The sequence below is a fragment of the Megasphaera sp. UPII 135-E genome (genome assembly GCF_000221545.1).
GTDB lineage: Bacteria > Bacillota > Negativicutes > Veillonellales > Megasphaeraceae > Megasphaera > Megasphaera hutchinsoni.
Genome location: NZ_AFUG01000036.1, coordinates 1 through 21,397, shown reverse-complemented (window position 1 = coordinate 21,397; position 21,397 = coordinate 1). Strand labels below are relative to the sequence as shown.

The following is a 21,397-nucleotide window of genomic DNA, read 5'->3' as shown; positions in this document are numbered from 1 at the left end:
AAGGCATTATCGTATAGCATGTGAACGTATGTGATAGCTGTATATATTATTTGAAAAAATGAAAGGATAGCCGGCAAATACCGGTTATCCTTTTTTAAAAGGAGAACGTTATGTATAAACCCTTAGTAGCTGTAGTGGGGCGTCCCAATGTGGGAAAATCAACACTGTTTAATGCTATTGTCAAAAAAAGAATTTCTATTGTCGAAGATATTCCAGGGGTAACACGTGATCGTATATATTTTGACGCAGAATGGTTAGGTCATGAATTTACTATGATTGATACAGGTGGAATTGAATTTGTCGATGAAAAGGAACATATTTTTTCTAGTATGCGGTATCAAGCAGAATTAGCTATTCGTGAAGCGGATGTAATCCTTTTTGTTGTGGATGGAAAGACAGGCATACAACCACAAGATGAAGAAGTGGCAACGATCTTGCGTACGTCAGGAAAACCGGTTATTCTGGTGGTCAATAAGATTGATAGTGTGGAACAAGAAATGAATATGTATGAATTTTATGGACTCGGTATAGGTGATCCGATAGGTGTTTCGGCGATTAATTTGATGAATTTAGGTGATTTGTTAGATGAAGTATTGAAACATATTCAAACTAATCCTGGCGAAGAAGACGGCGATGACGTTATTCATATTGCTTTAGTTGGGCGTCCTAATGTGGGGAAGTCGTCGATGACCAATGCCTTGCTTGGACAAGAACGAGTGATTGTTAGTAATGTACCGGGTACTACTCGTGATTCTATTGATACTCATTGGAGTTATGAGGGAACTCCTTTTGTACTGATTGATACGGCTGGGATGCGACGGAAAGCCAAGGTGGATATCCCCGTAGAACGGTATAGTGTCGTGCGGGCATTACGAGCGGTGGATAGGTCTGATGTAGCGGTATTGATGCTTGACGGAACGGAAGGTGTAACGGAACAAGATAAAAAAATCGCTGGTTATGTTCACGAAGCAGGTAAAGGGTGCATTATTGTCGTGAATAAGTGGGACTTAATTGAAAAAGATAGTAAGACGAGTCAAAAATTTGAAGAGGATATACGGCGAGAACTTGCTTTTTTGCAATATGCTCCTATTTTATTTGCTTCCGCTTTAACGAAACAACGCATTCATCGGTTGGCAGATATGGTAAAATTTGTTTCAGAACAGCAGCACATGCGTGTTTCTACGAGTGTGTTAAATGAATTACTAGAAGATGCACAATTAACAAATCCGCCACCAGCTAAAGGAGGTAAATTATTAAAAATTTATTATATGACACAAGCCTCAGTACAACCACCGACATTTATTTTATTTGTCAATGAACCTTCATTAATGCATTTTTCTTATGAGCGGTTTTTAGAAAATAAATTGCGTGAAACATTTGGGTTTGAAGGAACGCCTATTCGTTTGATTATACGAGGAAAACGGGAGGAATTAGAACTATGATGACGGGTATTTTGTGGCTTGTTTTATCGTATGTTATTGGCTCTATTCCAAGTGGCTTAGTGGTTGGTAAATTGTTTTTTCATACGGATCCGCGCTTATATGGTAGTCATAATACAGGGGCAACTAATTCGTACCGTATATTTGGTAAAGCCGGCGGTGCGGCGGTGCTTATTATGGATCTTTGCAAAGGCTTATTGGGAGTATATTTAGGAGGATTGGCGGCCCAAGCTGCTTTTCCCCATGCACTTCTGTATGGCATGATTGTGGGCGGTTTAATTTCTATTGTAGGGCATTCATGTTCTTGCTTTTTACGATTTAAAGGGGGAAAAGGAGTCGCCACAGGCTTAGGTGTTATTCTCTTTTTGGCACCAGTTCCGACGCTTATTGTGTTTTTGGTGTGGGCTGTTTTAGTGGGACTGACACGGTTAGTTTCCTTAGGATCCATTGTGGGTGCTATAGTAGCACCTCTTATCATGTACGTGTGGGGCGAACCTATGCCGGTTGTTGTGTTGGGTGTAATCGCCGCAATATTAGTGGTAGTACGTCACAAAGATAACATAGTCCGTTTAATTCAGGGCAAAGAATTAAAAGTACAACGTATTACGAAAGAGTAAACAATACAAAAATCTTTGTAGGAAAGTCTTTAATCTATATATAAAACCGTGTATAATAAAACCATACGGGTAGGTGATGGTGTGAGAATCATATCCGGTAAGGCTCGTGGGCGCATATTAAAATCTCCTGCGGGAAGGTTAACAAGACCGACATTAGATCGGACACGTGAAAGTCTATTCAATATATTAACAGCAACATCGTTACACGATACACATGTGTTGGATATTTTTGCTGGAACGGGTGCGTTAGGGCTAGAAGCATTGAGTCGCGGTGCTAAGCAGGGCGTATTTATTGATCATCATACGGTCGATCTTATTCGGGAAAATGGCAAACGGTGTGGATTTTTAGAGCAAATGGAAATTTTGCCCTATGATGTACATCGTGCGTTAAAACAATTGCAAGGGCGTCAATTTCACTTTATTTTTGCGGATCCTCCATATAATAAACGGTTGGTGAATGATACGATTAGCGATATATTTCACTATCACTTATTATGTCCAGACGGGCTAATACTTATGGAACATAGCAAGGAAGAATCTATTGAAGTCCATCCATTGTATACCGTTATTAGAGAAAAATCCTATGGTAAGGATACGCGAATTACATTTATTCGCGCTTATCGGGAAGGAGTGTAAACGTGCGAATTGGAATTTGCCCAGGGAGTTTTGATCCTGTTACGAATGGACATATTGATATATTTGAACGGGGAAGCAAACTAGTTGATAAATTAATTATTGCTGTGTTTGAAAATCCCTCAAAAAAACCTTTATTTACCATGCAAGAACGGGAAGAAATGCTCGTGGCGACAACGAAACACATACCGCAGGTGGAAGTGGTTAGCTTTCAAGGGTTGTTAAATGAATATGCGATGCAACGCGGTGCTAAATTTATTATTCGAGGCTTGCGTGCTTTGAGTGATTTTGAATATGAGTTTCAACGAGCTTTATTAATGAAAAAAGTGGAACCTGACCTTGAAACGGTGTTTATTATGACAGGTACCCAATATTCGTATATTAGTTCTACGGGTATTAGAGAATTAGCTTGCTTTGGAGGGAACTTGGATGGTATGGTTCCTGCATATGTAGAAAAGCGATTAAAAGAACGATTTAAAGATAAATATAAGGCATAGGGGTGGAAGACATGAAGTCGGACAAATTAGTAGAAGATTTGGAAAGCATCATATTAAATGCAAAACAAATGCCGTTTACGAACAAAAAAGTAGTTAGCGAAGAAGAAGTATTGCAAATTATTGACGAATTGAAAGAAACATTGCCAGAAGAATTAGTACAGTCGAAACAGATTATAGCTGAACGGGAAAAAATATTGGCTGATGCGAAACAACATGCAGATAATATGATTATACAAGCAAAGGATTATATTGCTAAGTTAACCGAAGAACATGAATTGGTGCGTCAGGCCCAAGAGCGAGCTCAGCAAATTTTAGCACAAGCGAATGCCTCTTCAGAAGAGTTAAAAGGGAGTTCCATTACCTATGCAGGTGATGTCTTGAAATATGTAGAAACAACGTTAGAAAAGACGTTGTTTAGTATTCAGCAGAATAGGGAAAGCTTATTGAAGTCGAATAAAAAAGATAGTCATCGTGAATAAGGTGTAAGGGAAGACATAAATGCAATATCATTTGATATTGCATTTATTTTTAGATTTTTTATGTACCGAAGAGAGGAAGAACGTATATGCAAGAGATTACATCACGCCATAATAGGTTGATTATGCGGGCTTGTTCGTTGAAGCAAAAAAAAGGTAGACAACAAGAGCAGCACGTGCTAGTAGAAGGATGGCGGTTAATTACGGATGCCCTGCAACAGGGGATACGGCAAGGTATTTGTTTTATTGTTGATACGGAGAAAACTACTGACCATATGGCGTTATATACACGAGGCAAGGAACTGCAGTGGCAATTTTTTCGTGTATCCACATCGGTATATCAAAAATTACAAATGACTTCATCCTCACAAGGTATTATTGCCATGTTACCTTTCTTTAACCATACGCTTGCGGAAGCGGAAACATTACAGCTATTACAACCGGTTGTATACTTACAGGATATACAAGATCCAGGAAATGTCGGTACGATTATTCGTACGGCTGCAGCTTGTGACGTTGGTGCGATTCTTTTAAGTCCAAACTGTGTGGATATTTATAATGACAAAGTATGGCGTAGTGCGATGGGGGCCATGTTTAAAATTTTGGTCATTTCTCATGTAGATGAGGATATGCTACAGTCATTTTGTCAGCATACTACACGGCGATTAGTAGCTGCTGCGGCAGGAGCGGCTTGCTCTTATGAAAAAATGAATTATAAACAGCCTTTTGTGTGGGCCTTTGGCAATGAAGGAAATGGTCTTTCTCCGCTCTTTATGCAGCGGTGTGAGGAAACGGTTACGATTCCTATGTGTGTGAATACAGAGTCATTGAATGTAGCCATTTCAGCTGGCTTGATATTATATAAAGCATGGGAAATGAATGGCTTTTCTTATGAAGGAGGTGCATGAGGTGAACCCCGTATTACAAGCGGCGGTTACCGCCTATATTAATCAAGCGACAGCAAAAGGCTTGCACTTGTTAGAGCAGAAAGAAATTAATTATGGTTGCCAATTACGATTCGGTGCAACCAGTGGAATACAGGGACAAGTTAACTTATATTATAGCAAGAAAAAAGGAATATCTATTGTCGGTATGGGTAAGGATACGGAAATTAAACGACAGTTGGAAACCTTAGGAACGGTGGCTAGTGCAGCTGCGTCACCGGTCGCAGCGACTATTGCATATAGTAAAGAAGATAGATCTCCTCGTTGGATGGGTTGTGATGAATCGGGAAAAGGGGATGTTTTTGGACCTTTAGTTGCGGCAGCGTGTATTATTACGACACAAGAAGAACAGCTCTTTAGACAATGGGGAGTTCAAGATAGTAAAAGTATAGGGGATACTAAAATTTCCTTATTGGCAGAGAAAATTAAGACACAATTAGGCACTCGCTATTCCTTGCAAGTATGGATGCCTTGTGTATATAATGAAAAATATACCGCTTTTGTAAAGAAACACAAAAATTTAAATGATCTTTTAGGTAGTATTCATGGAGAAAACATAAAACAACTCTTGTCAACGGACAAATGTACGTGTATAATAGTCGACAAGTTCGGTAAAGATGAGTATGTACTGCAAGCGGTGGGTCCTATTGCGGATACACATCGTATCGTTCAAATTCCGCAAGGTGAACGGGATATGGCAGTTGCAGCTGCATCCATTCTGGCAAGACAGGCTTTTTTAGAAAGTATGCAACAACTTTCTGATACCTATGGGATGGTGTTTCCCAAAGGAGCCTTTCAAGGCGTGCATAAAGCGATAGAAAATTTTTTGTCAACCCATGATAAAAATGAGCTGACCTATGTAGGAAAATTACATTTTAAAACATTTGATTTTTTACGGTGAGGTAGATATGACTCGTTTAATTATTAATGCGGATGATTTCGGCATTCATACGTCAGTGAATCAGGCCGTAATCAAAGCTTTTCAAGAGGGCGTATTGACGAGTACTTCGTTGTTAGCTAATGGTCCTTGTTACGAAGAAGCGGTGCGTCTTGCAAAGGAAAATCCCGGACTTGGAATTGGTATTCATTTGTGCTTGGTGGGTTCTTTACCGCCTATTTTGGGGATTCGAGAAGTACCTTCTTTGGTAAATGCGGAAGGGCTTTTTCCTGAATCTTATGGAACTGTTATGAAAAAAGGGTTCTTAGGCAAGATTGATTATAGGCAAGTATATAACGAATGGGATGCACAAATTGAAAAAATCAAGCAAACGGGGTTAGTCATTACCCATGTGGATAGTCATCAGCATGTACATATGTTGCCGCCGATTTGGAATATTGTTCAAGCACTTATGAAAAAACATGATATTCATCGGGTACGCATTCCTCGCGAATCCTATTTATTTAAAGCGTTTGCGGGTAATCCAGTTCGTGTTATGGGGCGTAATGGCTTGACTTGGCTATCCGAACAAGCGATGACGGCCGTACGGAAATGGCATTATACGACAACGGATTACTTTTGGGGCATGGTGGATGGCGGATCCATGACAGAAGCTCATTTGCAATATATTATTAAGCAACTTCCCGTTGGTATACATGAAATTATGATGCATCCAGCGATGAGTACAGATGAGATGAAGCAGCAATTTACGTGGGGATACCATTGGGAAGACGAATTACAGGCTTTATTGTCTGTACGTATACGAAATTTGGTAACAACAAGAAAAATACAATTAGTTCATTATGGCGAGTTGCTTTAACAGAGGAGTAACAATATGAATATATTGATAACTGGAGGAGCAGGTTTTATTGGTTCCCATATTGGGGATGCACTTATTATGGCGGGACATCAGATTACGGTAGTGGATAATTTGTCAACGGGTAGTTTGCAAAATGTACCGAAAGAAGCTGTGTTTTATGAAGCGGATATTCGTGACATCGCACAGATGGAAACTATTTTTGCCCAAGGAAAATTTGACGTGGTATTTCATGAAGCCGCACAAACGATGGTTCCCTATTCATTGGAACACCCCTTAGAAGATGCAGATTTGAATATCATAGGGTTGATTAAGGTACTTGATTTATGTCGAACATATCACATTAAGAAATTTATTTTTTCTTCTTCAGCGGCTGTGTATGGCGATAATCAGCAATTGCCGCTACAAGAAACAGAACCGGTTGAACCGACTTCTTTTTATGGATTAACCAAAGCTACCGCTGAGGCATATATTCAGATGTATCATCGGTTATACCGCTTGCCTTATGTTATTTTGCGGTATGCAAATGTATATGGGGAAAGACAGGGAAGCAACGGAGAAGGCGGAGTAGTATATATCTTTGCTAATCGTTTGGTTCATCAACAAGCACTTACTATTTTTGGTGATGGCACGCAGACACGTGATTTTATTTACGTCAAAGACGTGGCTCAGGCGAATGTAGCAGCTTTAGAATCAGCGATCCGATCAGGCATTTACAATGTTAGTACGGCTAAAGAAACGACCATCGAAGAGATAAAAAATCAGTTGGTATCTTTTGCTACATATCAACCAACGATACGGTATCAAGCAGTGCGTAGTGGGGATATTTATCGTTCTGTATTAGATAATAGGCGAACTATTAAGGAGTTAAAGTGGAAACCACAAGTAGATTTACGTACTGGCTTACAACAGACGTATGCATATTTTAAGATGGGAGAGGAACCATGAAAAAGGGGAATGGGGAAAAATTATATTTGGTAAGTGAAGAAATTTTGCCGGAAGCGATTAAAAAGACGATTCGTGTTAAAGAAATATTAAAGAGTCATCAAGATAAAACGATTTATGAAGCCGTGCAAATGATGGACTTAAGTCGGAGTGCCTACTATAAATATAAAGATTATGTGTTTCCTTTTTATGAGGTATCACAAGGGAAAATTGTAACGCTTGCGTTAATGATTTTTGATCGACCCGGGGAATTATCACAAGTGTTAAATACGGTAGCCTTAAATCAAGGGAGTATTTTGACTATCAATCAAGGTATTCCGTTACAAGGAATGGCCGATGTTACGATTTCGGTAGAAACGAAAAATTTAAGTATTCCTGTAGATGAATTGGTAACCCGATTAAAAGCATTGCCTAGTGTTAGTAATGTAAAAATTATCGGTCAAGCATAATAAAGGAGTGTATGGAATGAAGCAAGTAAATATTGCCTTATTGGGATGCGGTACGGTAGGTAGTGGTGTGATTGAATTGTTGCAGCACAACGGGGCATTAATTGAAGAGCAATTACATACTAAGATTAGTGTAAAACGGGTGCTCGTACGGGATGTAGAAAAATATAGCAACTTAGAAATAGCCGGTCCCGTTTCTTTTACGGATAATTTTCAAGAGATTATTCAAGATGATGATATATCTGTTGTCGTGGAAGTCATGGGCAGTGCCGATTTCGCTCGTGAATGCATTGAACAATGTTTTCATCATGGAAAAAGTGTCGTCAGTGCTAATAAGGATTTAATTGCAGATTACGGCATTCCTTTATTAAAATTATCAAATATGAAAAACGTAGATTTTCAATTTGAAGCTAGTGTTGCTGGCGGAGTACCGATTGTTCGAGCAATGTATGCGTCTTTAAATAGTAATCGCATTAGCGAAATTATTGGCATTATGAATGGAACCACCAATTATATCTTGTCACAAATGACGGAACGGGGAATTTCTTATCAACAAGCGTTGGAAGAAGCTCAAGCGAAGGGATATGCTGAAGCAGATCCGACAAATGACGTTAGTGGCTATGATGCAGCACGTAAAATTGCCATTTTAGGAACCTTAGGGTTTCATGCAGAATTGACCTTTCGCGATGTTCGTGTAGAAGGCATTGAAAAAATAACGGCCGAAGATATTAAGCATGCAGCTGAAATGGGGTATGTGATCAAATTATTAGCGATAGCACGACAAGATGAAGAAGGTATTTCCTTGAATGTTCATCCAGGACTTATTCGCAAAAATCACCCGCTCGCCAATGTGGCCGATGCTTATAATGCTATTTGCGTGCGGGGAAATTGTGTGGGTGATGTCATGTTTTATGGTGCTGGTGCCGGCTCGTTGCCAACGGCTAGTGCGGTCGTTAGCGATTTAATGAATGTGGTGATGCATCTTAATATCGGTATGACAGGACAACGTAATTTTGTCAACCATGAAGCAAAGTTAAAGTCACAAGATCGCATTTCCTCTCCTTATTATTTACGGTTGATGGTAAAAAATTCTACGGGCGTTTTAGCTGATACGGCTAATGTACTTGCTACGTATGGTATTAGTATCCGTTCGTTAATTCAAAAAGATGAAACCGCAGAAGTAGCAGAAGTAGTATTACTTATTGATAGTTCTGCTGATAGTATTGTGCAACAGGCGTTGAAAAAGCTCGAATCCTTAGCGTGTATTTATAAAATTGCGAATGCCATTCGTGTAATTGAGGTGTAATGATGAACACTTGTGTACATGTGAAAGTACCTGCTACTTCAGCTAATTTAGGGCCTGGTTTTGATTCGTTAGGACTTGCCTTGTCTTTATACAATGAGGTTTATTTTTGGATAGATGATACAGCAAAGGGGATAACGGTTACCGTAACAGGTGAAGGGAAGGGGATAGAAACACTTCCGGCAGAAGAAAATTTGGTGGTAAAATCCATTCAGTCTGCATTGGTGGCAACGGGAAATACCTTGCCGCGAGGGGGGCGATTGCATCTTGTAAATCGAATTCCTTTTAAACGAGGGTTAGGGAGCAGTTCGGCTGCCATTGTCGGTGGACTATTGGTAGGAAATCAACTTGCAGGAAATACGTTAAGGAAAAATCAATTATTGGCCTTAGCGACAGAGATTGAAGGCCATCCTGATAATGTAGCACCTGCATTGTTTGGCGGTTTGACCGTATCTATTATGGTAGACCAAAAGCCGTTAACCCATACTTTGCGGCTACCGCAAGAGTTACAATTTGTCGTGGTGATTCCAGAGATAGAAATTGAAACGGAAACGGCACGGAAGATTTTACCGGCACAAGTAGATAGACAAACGGCTATATATAATATGGGGCGGATTGGGTATTTGCTTTCGTCTTTATGGCTTCATCAATATGATCAGTTACAAGAGGCTATGCAGGATAAAATACATGTACCGTATCGGTTGCCTCTCATTCGTGGGGGAAAGGAAGCCTTGCAAGCTGCTCTTGCAGCAGGTGCACACGGAGCGACAATTAGCGGTTCAGGATCTACTTTATTGGCTGTGGCGACAACGAAAACGCAAGAAATTGCAAGGGCGATGACCGAAGCATTTGCTAGTCAGCAGGTTGCCGTACAAACGCATATTCTTTCGGGTGTAGATACAGGTGCAAGTGGTGTTATTGAAGAAAAACGGTGATGATTTACTAACGAGTGAAACAATATATTTATCACAAAGGAGAAATTTATCTTTTATTCTCTTTGTTGATATTTTGTTTATTTATAAAAGTAAGAATTAATATTTTTTGATTTATATTAAATTTCCCTTGACAAAGTTTGTTTTTCCCTTTACAATACGTCTATATACAACATATATTGATAAAGGCAGAGAACAAGACGGCTTGTAACGGGAGCTTATATAGCGAATCGAGGATGGTGGAAGCTCGATGGGAGCGAGATACAAGTGGATCACTTGGGAGCCTCATGTTGACGGGTCGCTCCGTTATTGGCGTCAAGTGGCTGCAATGCAGTTAATAGGGTGGTACCACGGTGATCTTACATCTTCGTCCCTTTGGGGCGAAGATGATTTTTTTTTAGGGAGGAATTTATATGGATTATGGTAAAACATTACATTTACCGGAAACGGAATTTCCGATGCGCGGAAACTTACCGAAACGGGAACCGGAATTTTTAGCGTTTTGGCAAGATCACGATATTTATCACAAACGATTAGAGCAACGAAAAAATGGACCTAAGTTTATTTTGCATGATGGACCTCCTTATGCCAATGGGAAACTTCATATTGGGCATGCATTAAATAAAGTACTTAAAGATATTGTTTTGAAATATAAAACGCAACGCGGTTTTTATACGAAATATGTACCAGGCTGGGATACACACGGTTTGCCAATTGAACATGCTGTTATTAAAAATACAGGATTAAATCGTCATGAAATGACGCCACTCGCATTGCGTAAAAAGTGTCATGACTATGCAATGGAACAAATGAATTTACAGCGGCAGGAATTTATTCGCTTTGGCGTGTTAGGAGATTGGGAAAACCCCTATTTAACGTTGCAACATCATATTGAAGTGGAACAAATTGGCGTTTTTGGTAAGATGGCGAAAAAAGGTCATATTTACAAAGGCATGAAAACGGTATATTGGTGCCCTCATTGTGAAACGGCCTTAGCCGAAGCGGAAATTGAATATAAAGATGATAAATCATTTTCCTTGTTTGTTAAATTTCAGGCGGTACAAGTAGGGACTGCATTACCGAAAGGGGCAGATCTGAAAAATGTCTATGCTTTGATTTGGACGACTACGCCATGGACTATACCTTGTAACTTGGCGATCAGTGCAAATGCTGCCTTTACCTATGTGTGGGTACGGATTGGGGAAGAATATTTGCTCATGGCACAGGATCGCGTAGCTGTTGTTATGGAAGCAGCACATATCACCGATTATGAAGTATTGCCGGAAACACTTACGGGTGAAGACATTAAATCGTTTGTTTTCCGTCATCCTTTATATGAACGAAATTCACCGATTCTCTTAGGGGAACATGTTACGTTAGATGCTGGTACAGGTTTAGTTCATACGGCACCAGACCATGGTCAAGATGACTTTGATGTTTGCAAACAATCGGGGAAACCAGAATTACAACCCTTGGGAACGGTGGACAGTAGTGGGCGATACACGAATAAAGTTCCACGTTATGAAGGCGTATTCGTCTTTGATAACAATGTACCCGTTATTAAGGATTTAGCGGCTGTAAATGCTTTATTTGCTAAAGAAACGTTCCGCCATCAGTATCCGCATTGTTGGCGGTGTAAAGAGCCTATTATCTATCGGGCAACAGAACAGTGGTTCTCTTCGGTCGATGGGTATCGTCAAGAAGCATTACAAGCGATTGATAATGTCCAGTGGATTCCTGCATGGGGGCATGATCGTATTTATAATATGATTCGTGATCGCGGTGACTGGTGCATTTCACGGCAACGGGTTTGGGGTGTGCCTATTCCTATTTTTTATTGTGAAGATTGCGGTACACCCATCATTAATGATGATACTATCTCTCATTTACAAGACATTTTTGCAAAAGAAGGCTCTGATGCGTGGTGGGCTCACAGTGAAACGGAATTATTGCCGGATGGGTTTGTTTGCCCTTCTTGTGGCGGCAAGCACTTTAGAAAAGAAAGCGATATTATGGATGTTTGGTTTGATAGTGGTTGTACGCATCAAGGTGTATTGAACCATGATCCAGAGTTAGCCTATCCTTGCGATCTCTATTTAGAAGGATCGGACCAACATCGTGGTTGGTTTAATTCCTCCTTATTGACCTCTGTGGCAGCAAACGGGATTCCTCCATATAAAGCGGTTCTCACACATGGTTTTACGGTTGATGGGGAAGGTAGAAAAATGAGTAAATCCGTAGGCAATACGGTAGCGCCGCAAGAAGTCATTGAAAAATATGGCGCTGACGTCATGCGTTTATGGGTATCATCGGCGGATTATCAAGGAGATATTCGTTTATCGCCTAAAATTTTAAAACAATTATCCGATGTATATCGTAAAATTCGTAATACGTTCCGGTATTTGTTAGGAAGTTTAGCCGACTTTGATCCACAGCGGGATGCCGTTGCATATGATCAATTGACAGATTTAGATAAATGGGCCTTGATGCGATTGGAAGAAGTGATAGAAAGTGTAACTGAATCATATGAAACCTATCAGTTCCATGTAATGTATCATACGATTCATAATTTTTGCACGATTGATTTAAGTGCGGTTTATTTAGATATTATTAAAGATCGGTTGTATACGGAAAAACAAGACGCATTACTTCGTCGGAGTGCGCAAACGGTGATGTATGAAGTGTTAATGACACTCGTAAAAATAACCGCACCGGTCCTTTCCTTTACGGCTGAAGAAGTATGGCAATTTATGCCCGTAGGATTTAAAGATAAGGAAAGTGTTCATCTTACGGATTGGCCAAAGGCACATCCTGAATATATTCAAAAAGACATTGCTACACGTTGGGATACCTTCCTTTCGTATCGTCAGGATATGATGCGGGCCTTAGAAAAAGCACGTCAAGATAAAACGATTGGGCATGCCTTAGATGCAGAAGTTACCTTGTATGCGACAGGAAAAACCTATGATTTCTTAAAAGATTGGCAAGATCAGCTCGCAACTTTATTGATTGTTAGCAACGCGACGTTGGTTCAAGGTAAAGCACCAGAGAAGGCTATTCAAGGCGAAGAACATCCTGAATTAGTTGTAGTGGTACAAGCATCAACACATGCTAAATGTGAACGTTGTTGGACTCATAGTAAGACCGTCGGTGTCGATCCGAACCATCCCACGTTATGTGCTAGATGTGCAAGCGTGTTGGCTGAATAAGATAAAAAAGCATCTCTTTTATAGAAAAAGAGATGCTTTTTCTCATTATTTATATATTGTGATACTCCATTGGCTGTGCTATACTATCCCATATAAGTATACTTTATATAAGAAGGGGGATAGTTTTATGGAACATGAAGAAACCAAATCAACCACGTTTTCTTTAAGCTTATTGTGGTTTGGTGCAGGCGTTTCAATCGCCGAAATTTTAACGGGGATGTTGCTTGCTCCATTGGGATTTACCAAAGGCTTTTTTGCTATTCTTATTGGTCACATTATTGGTGGTATTATTATGTATGGGGCGGGCCTTATTGGTGCTAAGCAAGGTGCTAGTGCAATGGAAACGGTACGTATTTCGTTTGGTCATTGTGGTGGTAGACTTTTTTCCATTTTAAATGTTATTCAATTAATTGGCTGGACGGCAGTTATGATTATTAGTGCCGCCAATGCAGCGAATATTATTCAAGCGTGGGGAACTACGGCATGGAGCATCATTGTAGGCGTACTCATTGTCATTTGGATTTTATTGGGGGTAAAAAAATTAGACAAAGTGAATGTCGTTGTCATGACGCTATTATTTATTCTTACTATTGTTATGAGCGTTGTCATTAGCAAGGGAACGTCTTATCATCTAGCAGGGCAAATGATTACCTTTGGTGCTGGTGTAGAAATGGCCGTAGCCATGCCTTTATCGTGGTTGCCGGTTATAGCAGACTACACACGGCGTGCCGATAAACCAGTAGTCGGAACGACGGCTAGTTGTATCGCTTATTTTATTGCTAGCATGTGGATGTTCTTGATCGGTATGGGTGTAGCTATTTGGACGGGCGAAAGCGATATTGCCGCCGTTATGGTGAAAGCAGGCCTTGGCTTATGCGGTATTTTAATCGTTTTACTTTCGACTGTAACGACGACCTTCCTCGATGCCTTTTCGGCAGGAGTGAGTGCACGTAGTTTATGCAACGCCGCACCGGCATCTTCAGAAAAATGGATGGCCATTATTGCTACGGTTATCGGCGTTATTTTGGCGATTACCGTATCTACGGATACCTATCAAGATTTCCTTTACTTCATCGGCTCGGTATTTGCACCGATGACAGCGATTTTATTAGCTGATTATTACTTCTTGCATCATGACCATCGATTAGAAACAGTAAACTGGTTAAATTTGATTATTTGGCTTATTGGTTTTGTTATTTATCGCTTCTTCATTACCTTTGATACACCCGTAGGAGTTACCTTCCCAGTAGTGGTTATCGTGATGATAATTAGCGTAATTATTCATAAGATCGTAAACAAGTAAAGGCAATAAGCGGTAAAACATAAGACGGTTTATTCTGATATTATTTGGCATAGTCGTTATAAACGGCTATGCCATTTTTGCATGTACTGGAGATGAAACGTTTAAGCGATATCAACATAAGATGTAATGGGATTGGCATAGGGGATAGAAATGAGATAATAAAAAAAGCACCGATTTTATCGGTGCTTCATGTTTAATGAGCTTTACTATAAGGTTCAATGGCTGTTTCTGTATGTTGTTGATTTTTAGATACGGGCGATTTGTGCTCTTTGCTATCGGTGTAGGCGGTTGTATCCGTTTCGGTTTCGTCATCATCCGTTTCTGCATCGTTGGCAGCATCGTTCTCTTCAGTTGCCTTCTTAGGCACAACCACTCCCGGTGGAACGGCAAAATGCCCCCCGCGACTAGCGGCAATGCGCATATAATCACGCCAAATACGGGCCGGTATAGTACCACCATATACGGCACCTAGACTTCGTGAACCCGTATCATCACCCATCCATACGGCCGTTACAAGATCAGTCGTATAGCCGACAAACCACGCATCGACATTGTTGTCGGTAGTACCTGTTTTTCCGGCGGCAGGAATGCCAATGGCGGCGGCACGACCGGTACCGCTTTGAATAACGCCTTCGAGCATATTCGTCATTTCGTAGGCTTCTTTCGCTGAAAGCACTTGTGTTTGTTCTGGTTCTTCCGATGAGTGATCTTCGAGAACATGGTTATTTTGATCAAGGATTTTTATAATTGCCATTGGTTTGACGTGAATCCCTTCGTTAGCAAAGGTACCATAGGCACTAGCTAATTCAAGAGGACTTACACCACGTGTTAGCCCGCCTAAAGCCATGGCTAAATTGTTGTCATTTTTTTGTAATGTCGTAATGCCCATTTTTTCAGCCAAACTGAGGATACGATTGGGACCGACCGCATTGGCCGTTTGTACGGCAACCGTATTAACCGAGAATATTAAGGCATCGCGAATGGTTAGTGTGCCACGGTAAGAGCCACCGGCATTACGAGGGGACCAAGAACCGAAGGAGATCGGCTTATCAACAAAGGTTGTGTCAGGAGTCATGCCTTTTTGGAGAGCCGCCGCATAGACGAAGGGCTTAAAGGCGGAACCTGGTTGACGTCTGGCCATGGTTGCACGGTTAAAGCTATCGTGATTCCGACCGCCAATCATAGCCACAATATAGCCCGTTTTAGGATCGATGGAAACGAGAGCGGCTTGAGGTTGAGACAAGCCATTTTTGTCGGTGTAATTGGTAGGAAGATTAGCGAAAGCTTGCATAGCTGCTTTTTGCTTATCTAAATCTAACGTAGTGTAAATTTTTAAACCTTGTTTATATAATATGTCATCGCCGTATTTTTCAGATACTTGGCGTGTGACATAATCGATAAAGTCGATAGGATCATTTTCTTTAGCATTGCGTTTTTTCGGGGCAAGTTTTAGTGGTTCTTGCTGTGCCTGGTGGCATTCTTGGGCAGAAATATAACCATATCGCTGCATTTGATCAAGAATGACATTAGCTCGTTCATTTGCTACCTGCGGATTATTAAAAGGAGAATAATAATTTGGGCTCTTTGGTAATCCAGCTAAGACGGCACATTCTTTTAGTGATAACTCGTTGACGTTTTTGTTGAAATATGTTTTGGCAGCAGTTTGGATACCATAGGAACCTTGTCCGAAGTAAATTTCATTCATGTACATTTCTAAAATTTCTTTTTTACTGTACTTGCGTTCTAATTCTATGGCGAGCATGGCTTCTTGCACTTTACGCCGTAAGGTTTGTTTTTGTGATAAAAAGGCATTTTTAGCCAATTGTTGGGTAATAGTACTACCCCCTTGAGAGATACCACGATGTAATATATTAGCAACAAATGCCCTCCCGATACCGATGGGATCGATTCCCATATGTTGATAAAAACGATTATCTTCGGCCGAAATAAAGGCATTCTGTAATGTCGGCGGCACTTGATTAATATCAATGGGCAGTCGATTTTCTTCTGAATACAGCGTAGTAATGAGTCGTCCCTTAATATCAAATAATTGCGATGAAGCAATGGGGCGCATATTATGATTGACTGGGGGTAAGGTTTGATAGGCTGCAAAAATATAGCCGAATCCTAAGCCTGCAACAACGACTATACAAAATAATATGAGGAAACGAAGGCGTCGAAAAAAGCCTTTTTTTTGTACACGTTTCGCTTTATGTCTGGGTGTATACATAAATCCTCCTCGCATGCTGTGATAGATATTAAAATAAAAACACTAATAATAACTAAGGTACTGACTTCTTATTATACCATAATTTAGAAAATAGAAGCAGTGTCTTTATACACATATATAAAGTATATACTATTGCAACGATAAAGCATAGCATGAGTGCCGGTTTACTAAAGTAAGAAATGTATGAGGAAGAAAACTTGACGGAAAACAACAAATAGAGTACTATAATAAAGGAAAAACCCATAAATGATGTATACTATATAAGATGGAGGGCGTACATATGGATAGAGAACAGGCTTTTGTTTTATGGTTTGATGAAGTACATCGGAGTGATGTGGCATTGGTAGGTGGAAAATCATCTTCTTTAGGTGAATTGACGTCTTCGACAAATGTACCCGTTCCGTATGGCTTTGCCACGACGGCATGGGGCTATCGCTATTTTATGAAAGAAACGGGATTGGATGAAAAAATTAAAGAATTGTTGAAGCAGTTGACTGACGTAGAAGATCCCGTTCAATTGCGGGATGTTACCTCGATGATTCGTCAAGCTGTATGTCAAGCAACTATGCCAGATGCGTTGGCACAGGCTATTCGTACAGGCTATGAAGCATTGGGCGAAAAGATGGGAGTTAAAAATCCTTTTGTAGCTGTTCGTTCGAGTGCAACCGCAGAAGATTTGCCTGATGCAAGTTTTGCTGGCCAACAAGATACCTATCTTAATGTACAAGGGGCAGATACGGTCATTCAAAAAGTAAAGGAATGCTATGCCTCTACTTTTACCGACAGAGCTACGTATTATCGGGAGAAAAAAGGGTTCGATCATATGGATGTTGCCTTAAGTGCAGCAATTCAGATGATGGTCTTTTCTAAGGCTGCTGGGGTTATGTTTACGGTAGATTTAGTTACGGGTGACGATTCGACGATTACGATTGAAGGTGCTTGGGGATTGGGTGAGTATGTTGTGCAGGGAACGGTAACACCCGATAATTTCCGTGTTAATAAAGAAGACTTACGTATTATTTCTAAAATGGCAAATACAAAACCCATTAAATTAGTGCGCTTACCTGGAGGAGATTGCGAAGAGCAAGTGGTGCCGGAAGCGGAACAACAACAATTAGTGTTGACGGATGAACAGGTACAAGAATTAGCACAATATGCAAAAGATATAGAAGCACATTATGGTTGTTATATGGATATGGAATGGGGTATTGATGAACGGACGAATAAAATTTGGATTTTACAAGCTCGTCCTGAAACAGTATGGTCGAAAAAAAATCAAGCCAAAGAAACGGCTGCTGAACGAGTTGTTGTTGTTAAAGGGTTGCCCGCTAGTCCTGGACAGGCAACGGGTAAGGCACATGTTATTTTAGATCCTGCACAAATTGCAGAATTTAAAGAAGGCGAAATTTTAGTTACGACCATGACAGCCCCGGACTGGGTTCCCGCAATGAAAAAGGCAAAGGCTATTGTTACCGATGCAGGTGGTATGACGTGTCATGCTTCGATTGTCAGTCGTGAATTAGGTATTCCTTGTATTGTTGGTACGAAAAGTCGAAGTAATGAAGCGACTACGTCTATTGCAAATGGACAGCAAATTACCGTTGATGCAACGAACGGTATTGTCTATGACGGTATATTGAAAGACCTTGTTGAAGAGGAAAAAAAGGAACAACACACCGCGTTAGCGGTGGCAGAACAGGTACCGATTACAGGGACGAAAGTATACATGAATTTAGGTAACCCTGACTTAGCAGCTAAACATGGGGCTTTGCCTTGCGATGGTATCGGTTTGATGCGAGAAGAATTTATTTGGACTACGTTTATTCATGAACATCCGTTGTATTTAATTGAACAAGGACAGCCGGAACGTGTGGTCAATCAGTTAGCCGAAGGTATCCGTAAGGTTTGCCAAGCGATGGCACCACGTCCTGTTACGTTGCGGTTTAGTGATTTTAAATCGTCAGAATATCGCAATCTTACGGGGGGCGATAAGTATGAACCACAAGAAAATAGTGCCCTCTTGGGTTGGCGTGGGGCATCCCGGTATTATAATCCCAAATATAGAGAAGCATTTAAATTAGAAGTACAAGCCGTACGAAAAGTGCGTGAAGATTTTGGCTTTACCAATTTACATGTCATGATTCCATTTTGTCGTTGTGTCGATGAAATGGAAAAAATTGTTCGCTTGATGGAAACCGAAGGCTTATATCGCAGTCCTGATTTTAAAATATGGCTCATGGCAGAAATTCCCGCTAATATTATTTTAGCGGATCAATTTAATAAATTTGTTGACGGTTATTCGATTGGCTCTAACGATTTGACGATGCTTGTTTTAGGTTGCGATCGAGATAATGAAACGGTAGCATCTTTATTTGATGAACGTAATTTAGCAGTAAAACGTGCTATTCGTCATCTAATTGAGGTGGCCCATAGAGATGGTAAGACTGTTTCAATTTGTGGTCAAGCACCGAGTGTATATCCTGATTTTACAGAATTTTTAGTGAAAAGTGGGATTGATTCTGTATCGGTAAACCCCGATACGGTAGTAGAAACGAAAAAACGTATTGCCCAAATTGAACAACGGTTGCTGCTTGATTCGTTGACTAAACGTGGACGCTCGGACACAGAAGATTATACATGGTAATAGCGAAAAAGGCGGCACGTCAGGAATGACGGACTGCCTTTTCGTTTTGGTGTGATAGGAGGGGAAAGTGTTGTTGTCGGAACGACAAGAAAAAATACTGGAGATTATACAACATCATAGTCCGATTACGGGGCATTGTATTGCTGGCCGATTGCATGTGACACGAGCTGCTCTGCGATCCGATTTAGCTATTTTAACGATGTTAGGTTTAGTAGATGCACGGCCTAAATTAGGGTATTTTTTTACAGGTAATCAAGCACAAGATCCTGTGGTGAAAGCTCTTTCAGAAATTACCGTTTCCTCTTGTTTATCCCAGTCCGTTGTGGTAGGTGCAGATATGAGTATATATGATGCGATTATTACCTTATTTACGGAAGATGTAGGAACCATTTTTGTTGGTGATAATAACGTATTGTGCGGGGTTGTTTCACGTAAAGATTTATTAAAAACCGCCATGGGCGGCAATGACTTACATGCGATTCCCGTACGCCTTGTGATGACGCCTGTAAGTAAGATGTTATATAGTACACCCGAGGAAAAAGCGGTAGTGGCTGCACAACGGTTGTTAGAATATGAAATTGATTGTTTGCCCGTTGTTCATATTCATACGGCTGAGGATGATACGCAAAAAAAAGAATTGCAAATAGTAGGTAGAATTTCAAAGACAAATATTGCCCGCGTATTTGTTGAATGTGGAATGGGAAGGAGAACGTGATATGACAAAACCAGTTATTTATGCATGTTCTGATTCGCTGGGGGATACGGCTGAACGGGTAGCACGTGCCGCTGCTAGTCAATATGATAAAGAAGTATTTGATATTGTTCGTATGCCGTATATTCGTTCGGAACAGCAAATTCAAGATTTAGTTGATAAAGCACGTCATAGCAATGCTATGATTTGTTATACTATTATTTCGCCTACCTTACGGAGGAAGTTACGTGAATTAACGACGCTATATTGTGTGACAGCCGTTGATATTATTGGTCCTATGCTTTCTGGCATAGGCACATTGACTGAAACGGAACCAACCGTAAAACCGGGAATGATACATCAGTTGGATGAAGAGTATTTTAAACGGGTAGAAGCTATTGAATTTGCCGTGAAGTATGATGATGGGAAAAATCCGAATGGCTTTTTTAAATCGGATATTGTCATTGTAGGTGTATCGAGGACTTCTAAGACACCGCTTTCAATGTATTTGGCTCATAAGCGGATTAAAGCGGCTAATTTGCCACTTGTACCAGAAGTTTCACTGCCACCGGAGTTATTTAACATTCCGTCACGTAAAATAGTCGGGTTGGTGATAGATCCGTTTAAGTTGAATTTTATTCGTTCTGAACGGTTACGTAGTATGGGGTTGAATGCTGATGCTAGTTATGCCAATATGGAACGTATTAACGAAGAACTCACGTATGCACGGAGTGTGATGCGGCGGTTACATTGTCCAGTTATTGATGTATCAACGAAGGCTATTGAAGAAACGGCTAATTTAGTGATGGATATTGTAAAGCGTAATAAAGAATTATATGAAGAATGAGTAGGCGAGGGAGATAGATATGAATACATGGCTAGGCGTATTAAAACAAACCCCCTTGTTTGTAGGGATGACGGATGAGGAAATACACACCTTACAACAGTTGATGGGAGTTAGGATGCAGTCATATCAAAAAGGGGAGTTTGTCTTTTTTGCAGGTGATCATATGGAGTCGATTGGCATCGTTCTTTCGGGGGCGGCACATATTATTCAGGAAGATTATTGGGGAAATCGGAATATTTTAGCTCATCTTGCACCAACGCAGATGTTTGGTGAAGCCTTTGCCTGTCAACCAGATCGCGAAGCAACGGTGTCGGTTATTGCGATAGAACCAACTAAAATATTATTTTTCTGTATTTTGTCACTATATTCTGTTGATTCGTCAATGGGGGCGCTTCAAATGCGAGTATGGAAAAATTTAGTCACCCTATTAGCACAAAAGAATGAAATATTGACGAAAAAAATTCGCTACTTATCACAGCGATCGTTG

19 protein-coding genes are annotated in these 21,397 nt (G+C 40.4%); 18 read left to right on the top strand and 1 reads right to left on the bottom strand.

Features of this window, described 5'->3' with window-relative positions; translation table 11 throughout:
• Window positions 1–110: 110 nt before the first annotated feature.
• The 14 genes from der (at window position 111) to cytX (ending at window position 14,498) form a co-directional block, all read left to right on the top strand.
• Window positions 111–1,442 (top strand): ribosome biogenesis GTPase Der, encoded by a 1,332-nt coding sequence (der, locus tag HMPREF1040_RS05525; RefSeq protein WP_007392979.1) that lies wholly within the window; start codon window positions 111–113, stop codon window positions 1,440–1,442.
• On the top strand, window positions 1,439–2,056 hold the full coding sequence (gene plsY / locus HMPREF1040_RS05520) for a glycerol-3-phosphate 1-O-acyltransferase PlsY (protein ID WP_007392981.1): 618 nt from the start codon (window positions 1,439–1,441) through the stop codon (window positions 2,054–2,056). Before der ends, plsY begins: the two co-directional genes overlap by 4 nt.
• An 81-nt stretch (window positions 2,057–2,137) precedes the next feature.
• Window positions 2,138–2,692: a 16S rRNA (guanine(966)-N(2))-methyltransferase RsmD gene (gene rsmD / locus HMPREF1040_RS05515; RefSeq protein ID WP_036257757.1), complete on the top strand. Its 555-nt coding sequence runs from the start codon at window positions 2,138–2,140 to the stop codon at window positions 2,690–2,692.
• Between the two features lie 2 nt (window positions 2,693–2,694).
• Window positions 2,695–3,186, top strand: coding sequence for a pantetheine-phosphate adenylyltransferase (gene coaD, locus HMPREF1040_RS05510; protein WP_007392946.1), 492 nt, complete (start codon window positions 2,695–2,697; stop codon window positions 3,184–3,186).
• 11 nt (window positions 3,187–3,197) lie between these two features.
• A complete protein-coding gene (locus HMPREF1040_RS05505; RefSeq protein ID WP_007392977.1) occupies window positions 3,198–3,665 on the top strand; it encodes a hypothetical protein in 468 nt (155 codons plus the stop codon).
• An 86-nt stretch (window positions 3,666–3,751) separates the two neighbouring features.
• Entirely contained in the window at window positions 3,752–4,570 is an 819-nt protein-coding gene (locus HMPREF1040_RS05500; RefSeq protein ID WP_007392944.1) for an RNA methyltransferase, read from the top strand.
• Window position 4,571: 1 nt separating this feature from the next.
• The gene (locus HMPREF1040_RS05495; protein ID WP_007392975.1) at window positions 4,572–5,507 is read left to right on the top strand and encodes a ribonuclease HIII; all 936 of its coding nucleotides are present in this window, start codon (window positions 4,572–4,574) and stop codon (window positions 5,505–5,507) included.
• A 7-nt stretch (window positions 5,508–5,514) separates the two neighbouring features.
• A complete protein-coding gene (locus tag HMPREF1040_RS05490; RefSeq protein ID WP_007392962.1) occupies window positions 5,515–6,363 on the top strand; it encodes a ChbG/HpnK family deacetylase in 849 nt (282 codons plus the stop codon).
• A gap of 15 nt (window positions 6,364–6,378) precedes the next feature.
• Window positions 6,379–7,308 carry an NAD-dependent epimerase/dehydratase family protein gene (locus tag HMPREF1040_RS05485; protein ID WP_007392992.1) on the top strand — a complete coding sequence of 310 codons (930 nt, stop codon included), beginning with the start codon at window positions 6,379–6,381 and terminating at the stop codon, window positions 7,306–7,308.
• Window positions 7,305–7,754: an ACT domain-containing protein gene (locus tag HMPREF1040_RS05480; protein ID WP_007392954.1), complete on the top strand. Its 450-nt coding sequence runs from the start codon at window positions 7,305–7,307 to the stop codon at window positions 7,752–7,754. Before HMPREF1040_RS05485 ends, HMPREF1040_RS05480 begins: the two co-directional genes overlap by 4 nt.
• Before the next feature lie 16 nt (window positions 7,755–7,770).
• Window positions 7,771–9,057, top strand: coding sequence for a homoserine dehydrogenase (locus tag HMPREF1040_RS05475; protein WP_007392942.1), 1,287 nt, complete (start codon window positions 7,771–7,773; stop codon window positions 9,055–9,057).
• Window positions 9,057–9,989, top strand: a complete 933-nt coding sequence (thrB, locus tag HMPREF1040_RS05470; RefSeq protein WP_255261335.1) for a homoserine kinase — start codon at window positions 9,057–9,059, stop codon at window positions 9,987–9,989. The genes HMPREF1040_RS05475 and thrB overlap by 1 nt, the downstream gene beginning before the upstream one ends.
• 410 nt (window positions 9,990–10,399) lie before the next feature.
• A complete protein-coding gene (ileS, locus tag HMPREF1040_RS05465) occupies window positions 10,400–13,195 on the top strand; it encodes an isoleucine--tRNA ligase (RefSeq protein WP_007392970.1) in 2,796 nt (931 codons plus the stop codon).
• A gap of 127 nt (window positions 13,196–13,322) precedes the next feature.
• Window positions 13,323–14,498, top strand: coding sequence for a putative hydroxymethylpyrimidine transporter CytX (gene cytX, locus HMPREF1040_RS05460; RefSeq protein WP_007392959.1), 1,176 nt, complete (start codon window positions 13,323–13,325; stop codon window positions 14,496–14,498).
• 193 nt (window positions 14,499–14,691) lie between these two features.
• Here cytX and HMPREF1040_RS05455 read toward each other — a convergent pair whose 3' ends face one another.
• Window positions 14,692–16,728, bottom strand: a complete 2,037-nt coding sequence (locus HMPREF1040_RS05455) for a transglycosylase domain-containing protein (protein ID WP_007392987.1) — start codon at window positions 16,726–16,728, stop codon at window positions 14,692–14,694.
• Between the two features lie 280 nt (window positions 16,729–17,008).
• On the opposite strand from HMPREF1040_RS05455, the gene ppsA reads away from it, so the two are divergent.
• From ppsA to HMPREF1040_RS05435, 4 genes are all read left to right on the top strand, one after another.
• Window positions 17,009–19,372 (top strand): phosphoenolpyruvate synthase, encoded by a 2,364-nt coding sequence (gene ppsA / locus HMPREF1040_RS05450; protein ID WP_007392935.1) that lies wholly within the window; start codon window positions 17,009–17,011, stop codon window positions 19,370–19,372.
• 70 nt (window positions 19,373–19,442) lie between these two features.
• On the top strand, window positions 19,443–20,087 hold the full coding sequence (locus HMPREF1040_RS05445; RefSeq protein ID WP_036257751.1) for a helix-turn-helix transcriptional regulator: 645 nt from the start codon (window positions 19,443–19,445) through the stop codon (window positions 20,085–20,087).
• A 1-nt stretch (window position 20,088) separates the two neighbouring features.
• Window positions 20,089–20,910, top strand: coding sequence for a pyruvate, water dikinase regulatory protein (locus HMPREF1040_RS05440; protein ID WP_007392968.1), 822 nt, complete (start codon window positions 20,089–20,091; stop codon window positions 20,908–20,910).
• A 19-nt stretch (window positions 20,911–20,929) separates the two neighbouring features.
• Window positions 20,930–21,397, top strand: a 468-nt coding sequence (locus tag HMPREF1040_RS05435) for a Crp/Fnr family transcriptional regulator (protein WP_007392989.1), incomplete at its 3' end; no start/stop codon positions are given.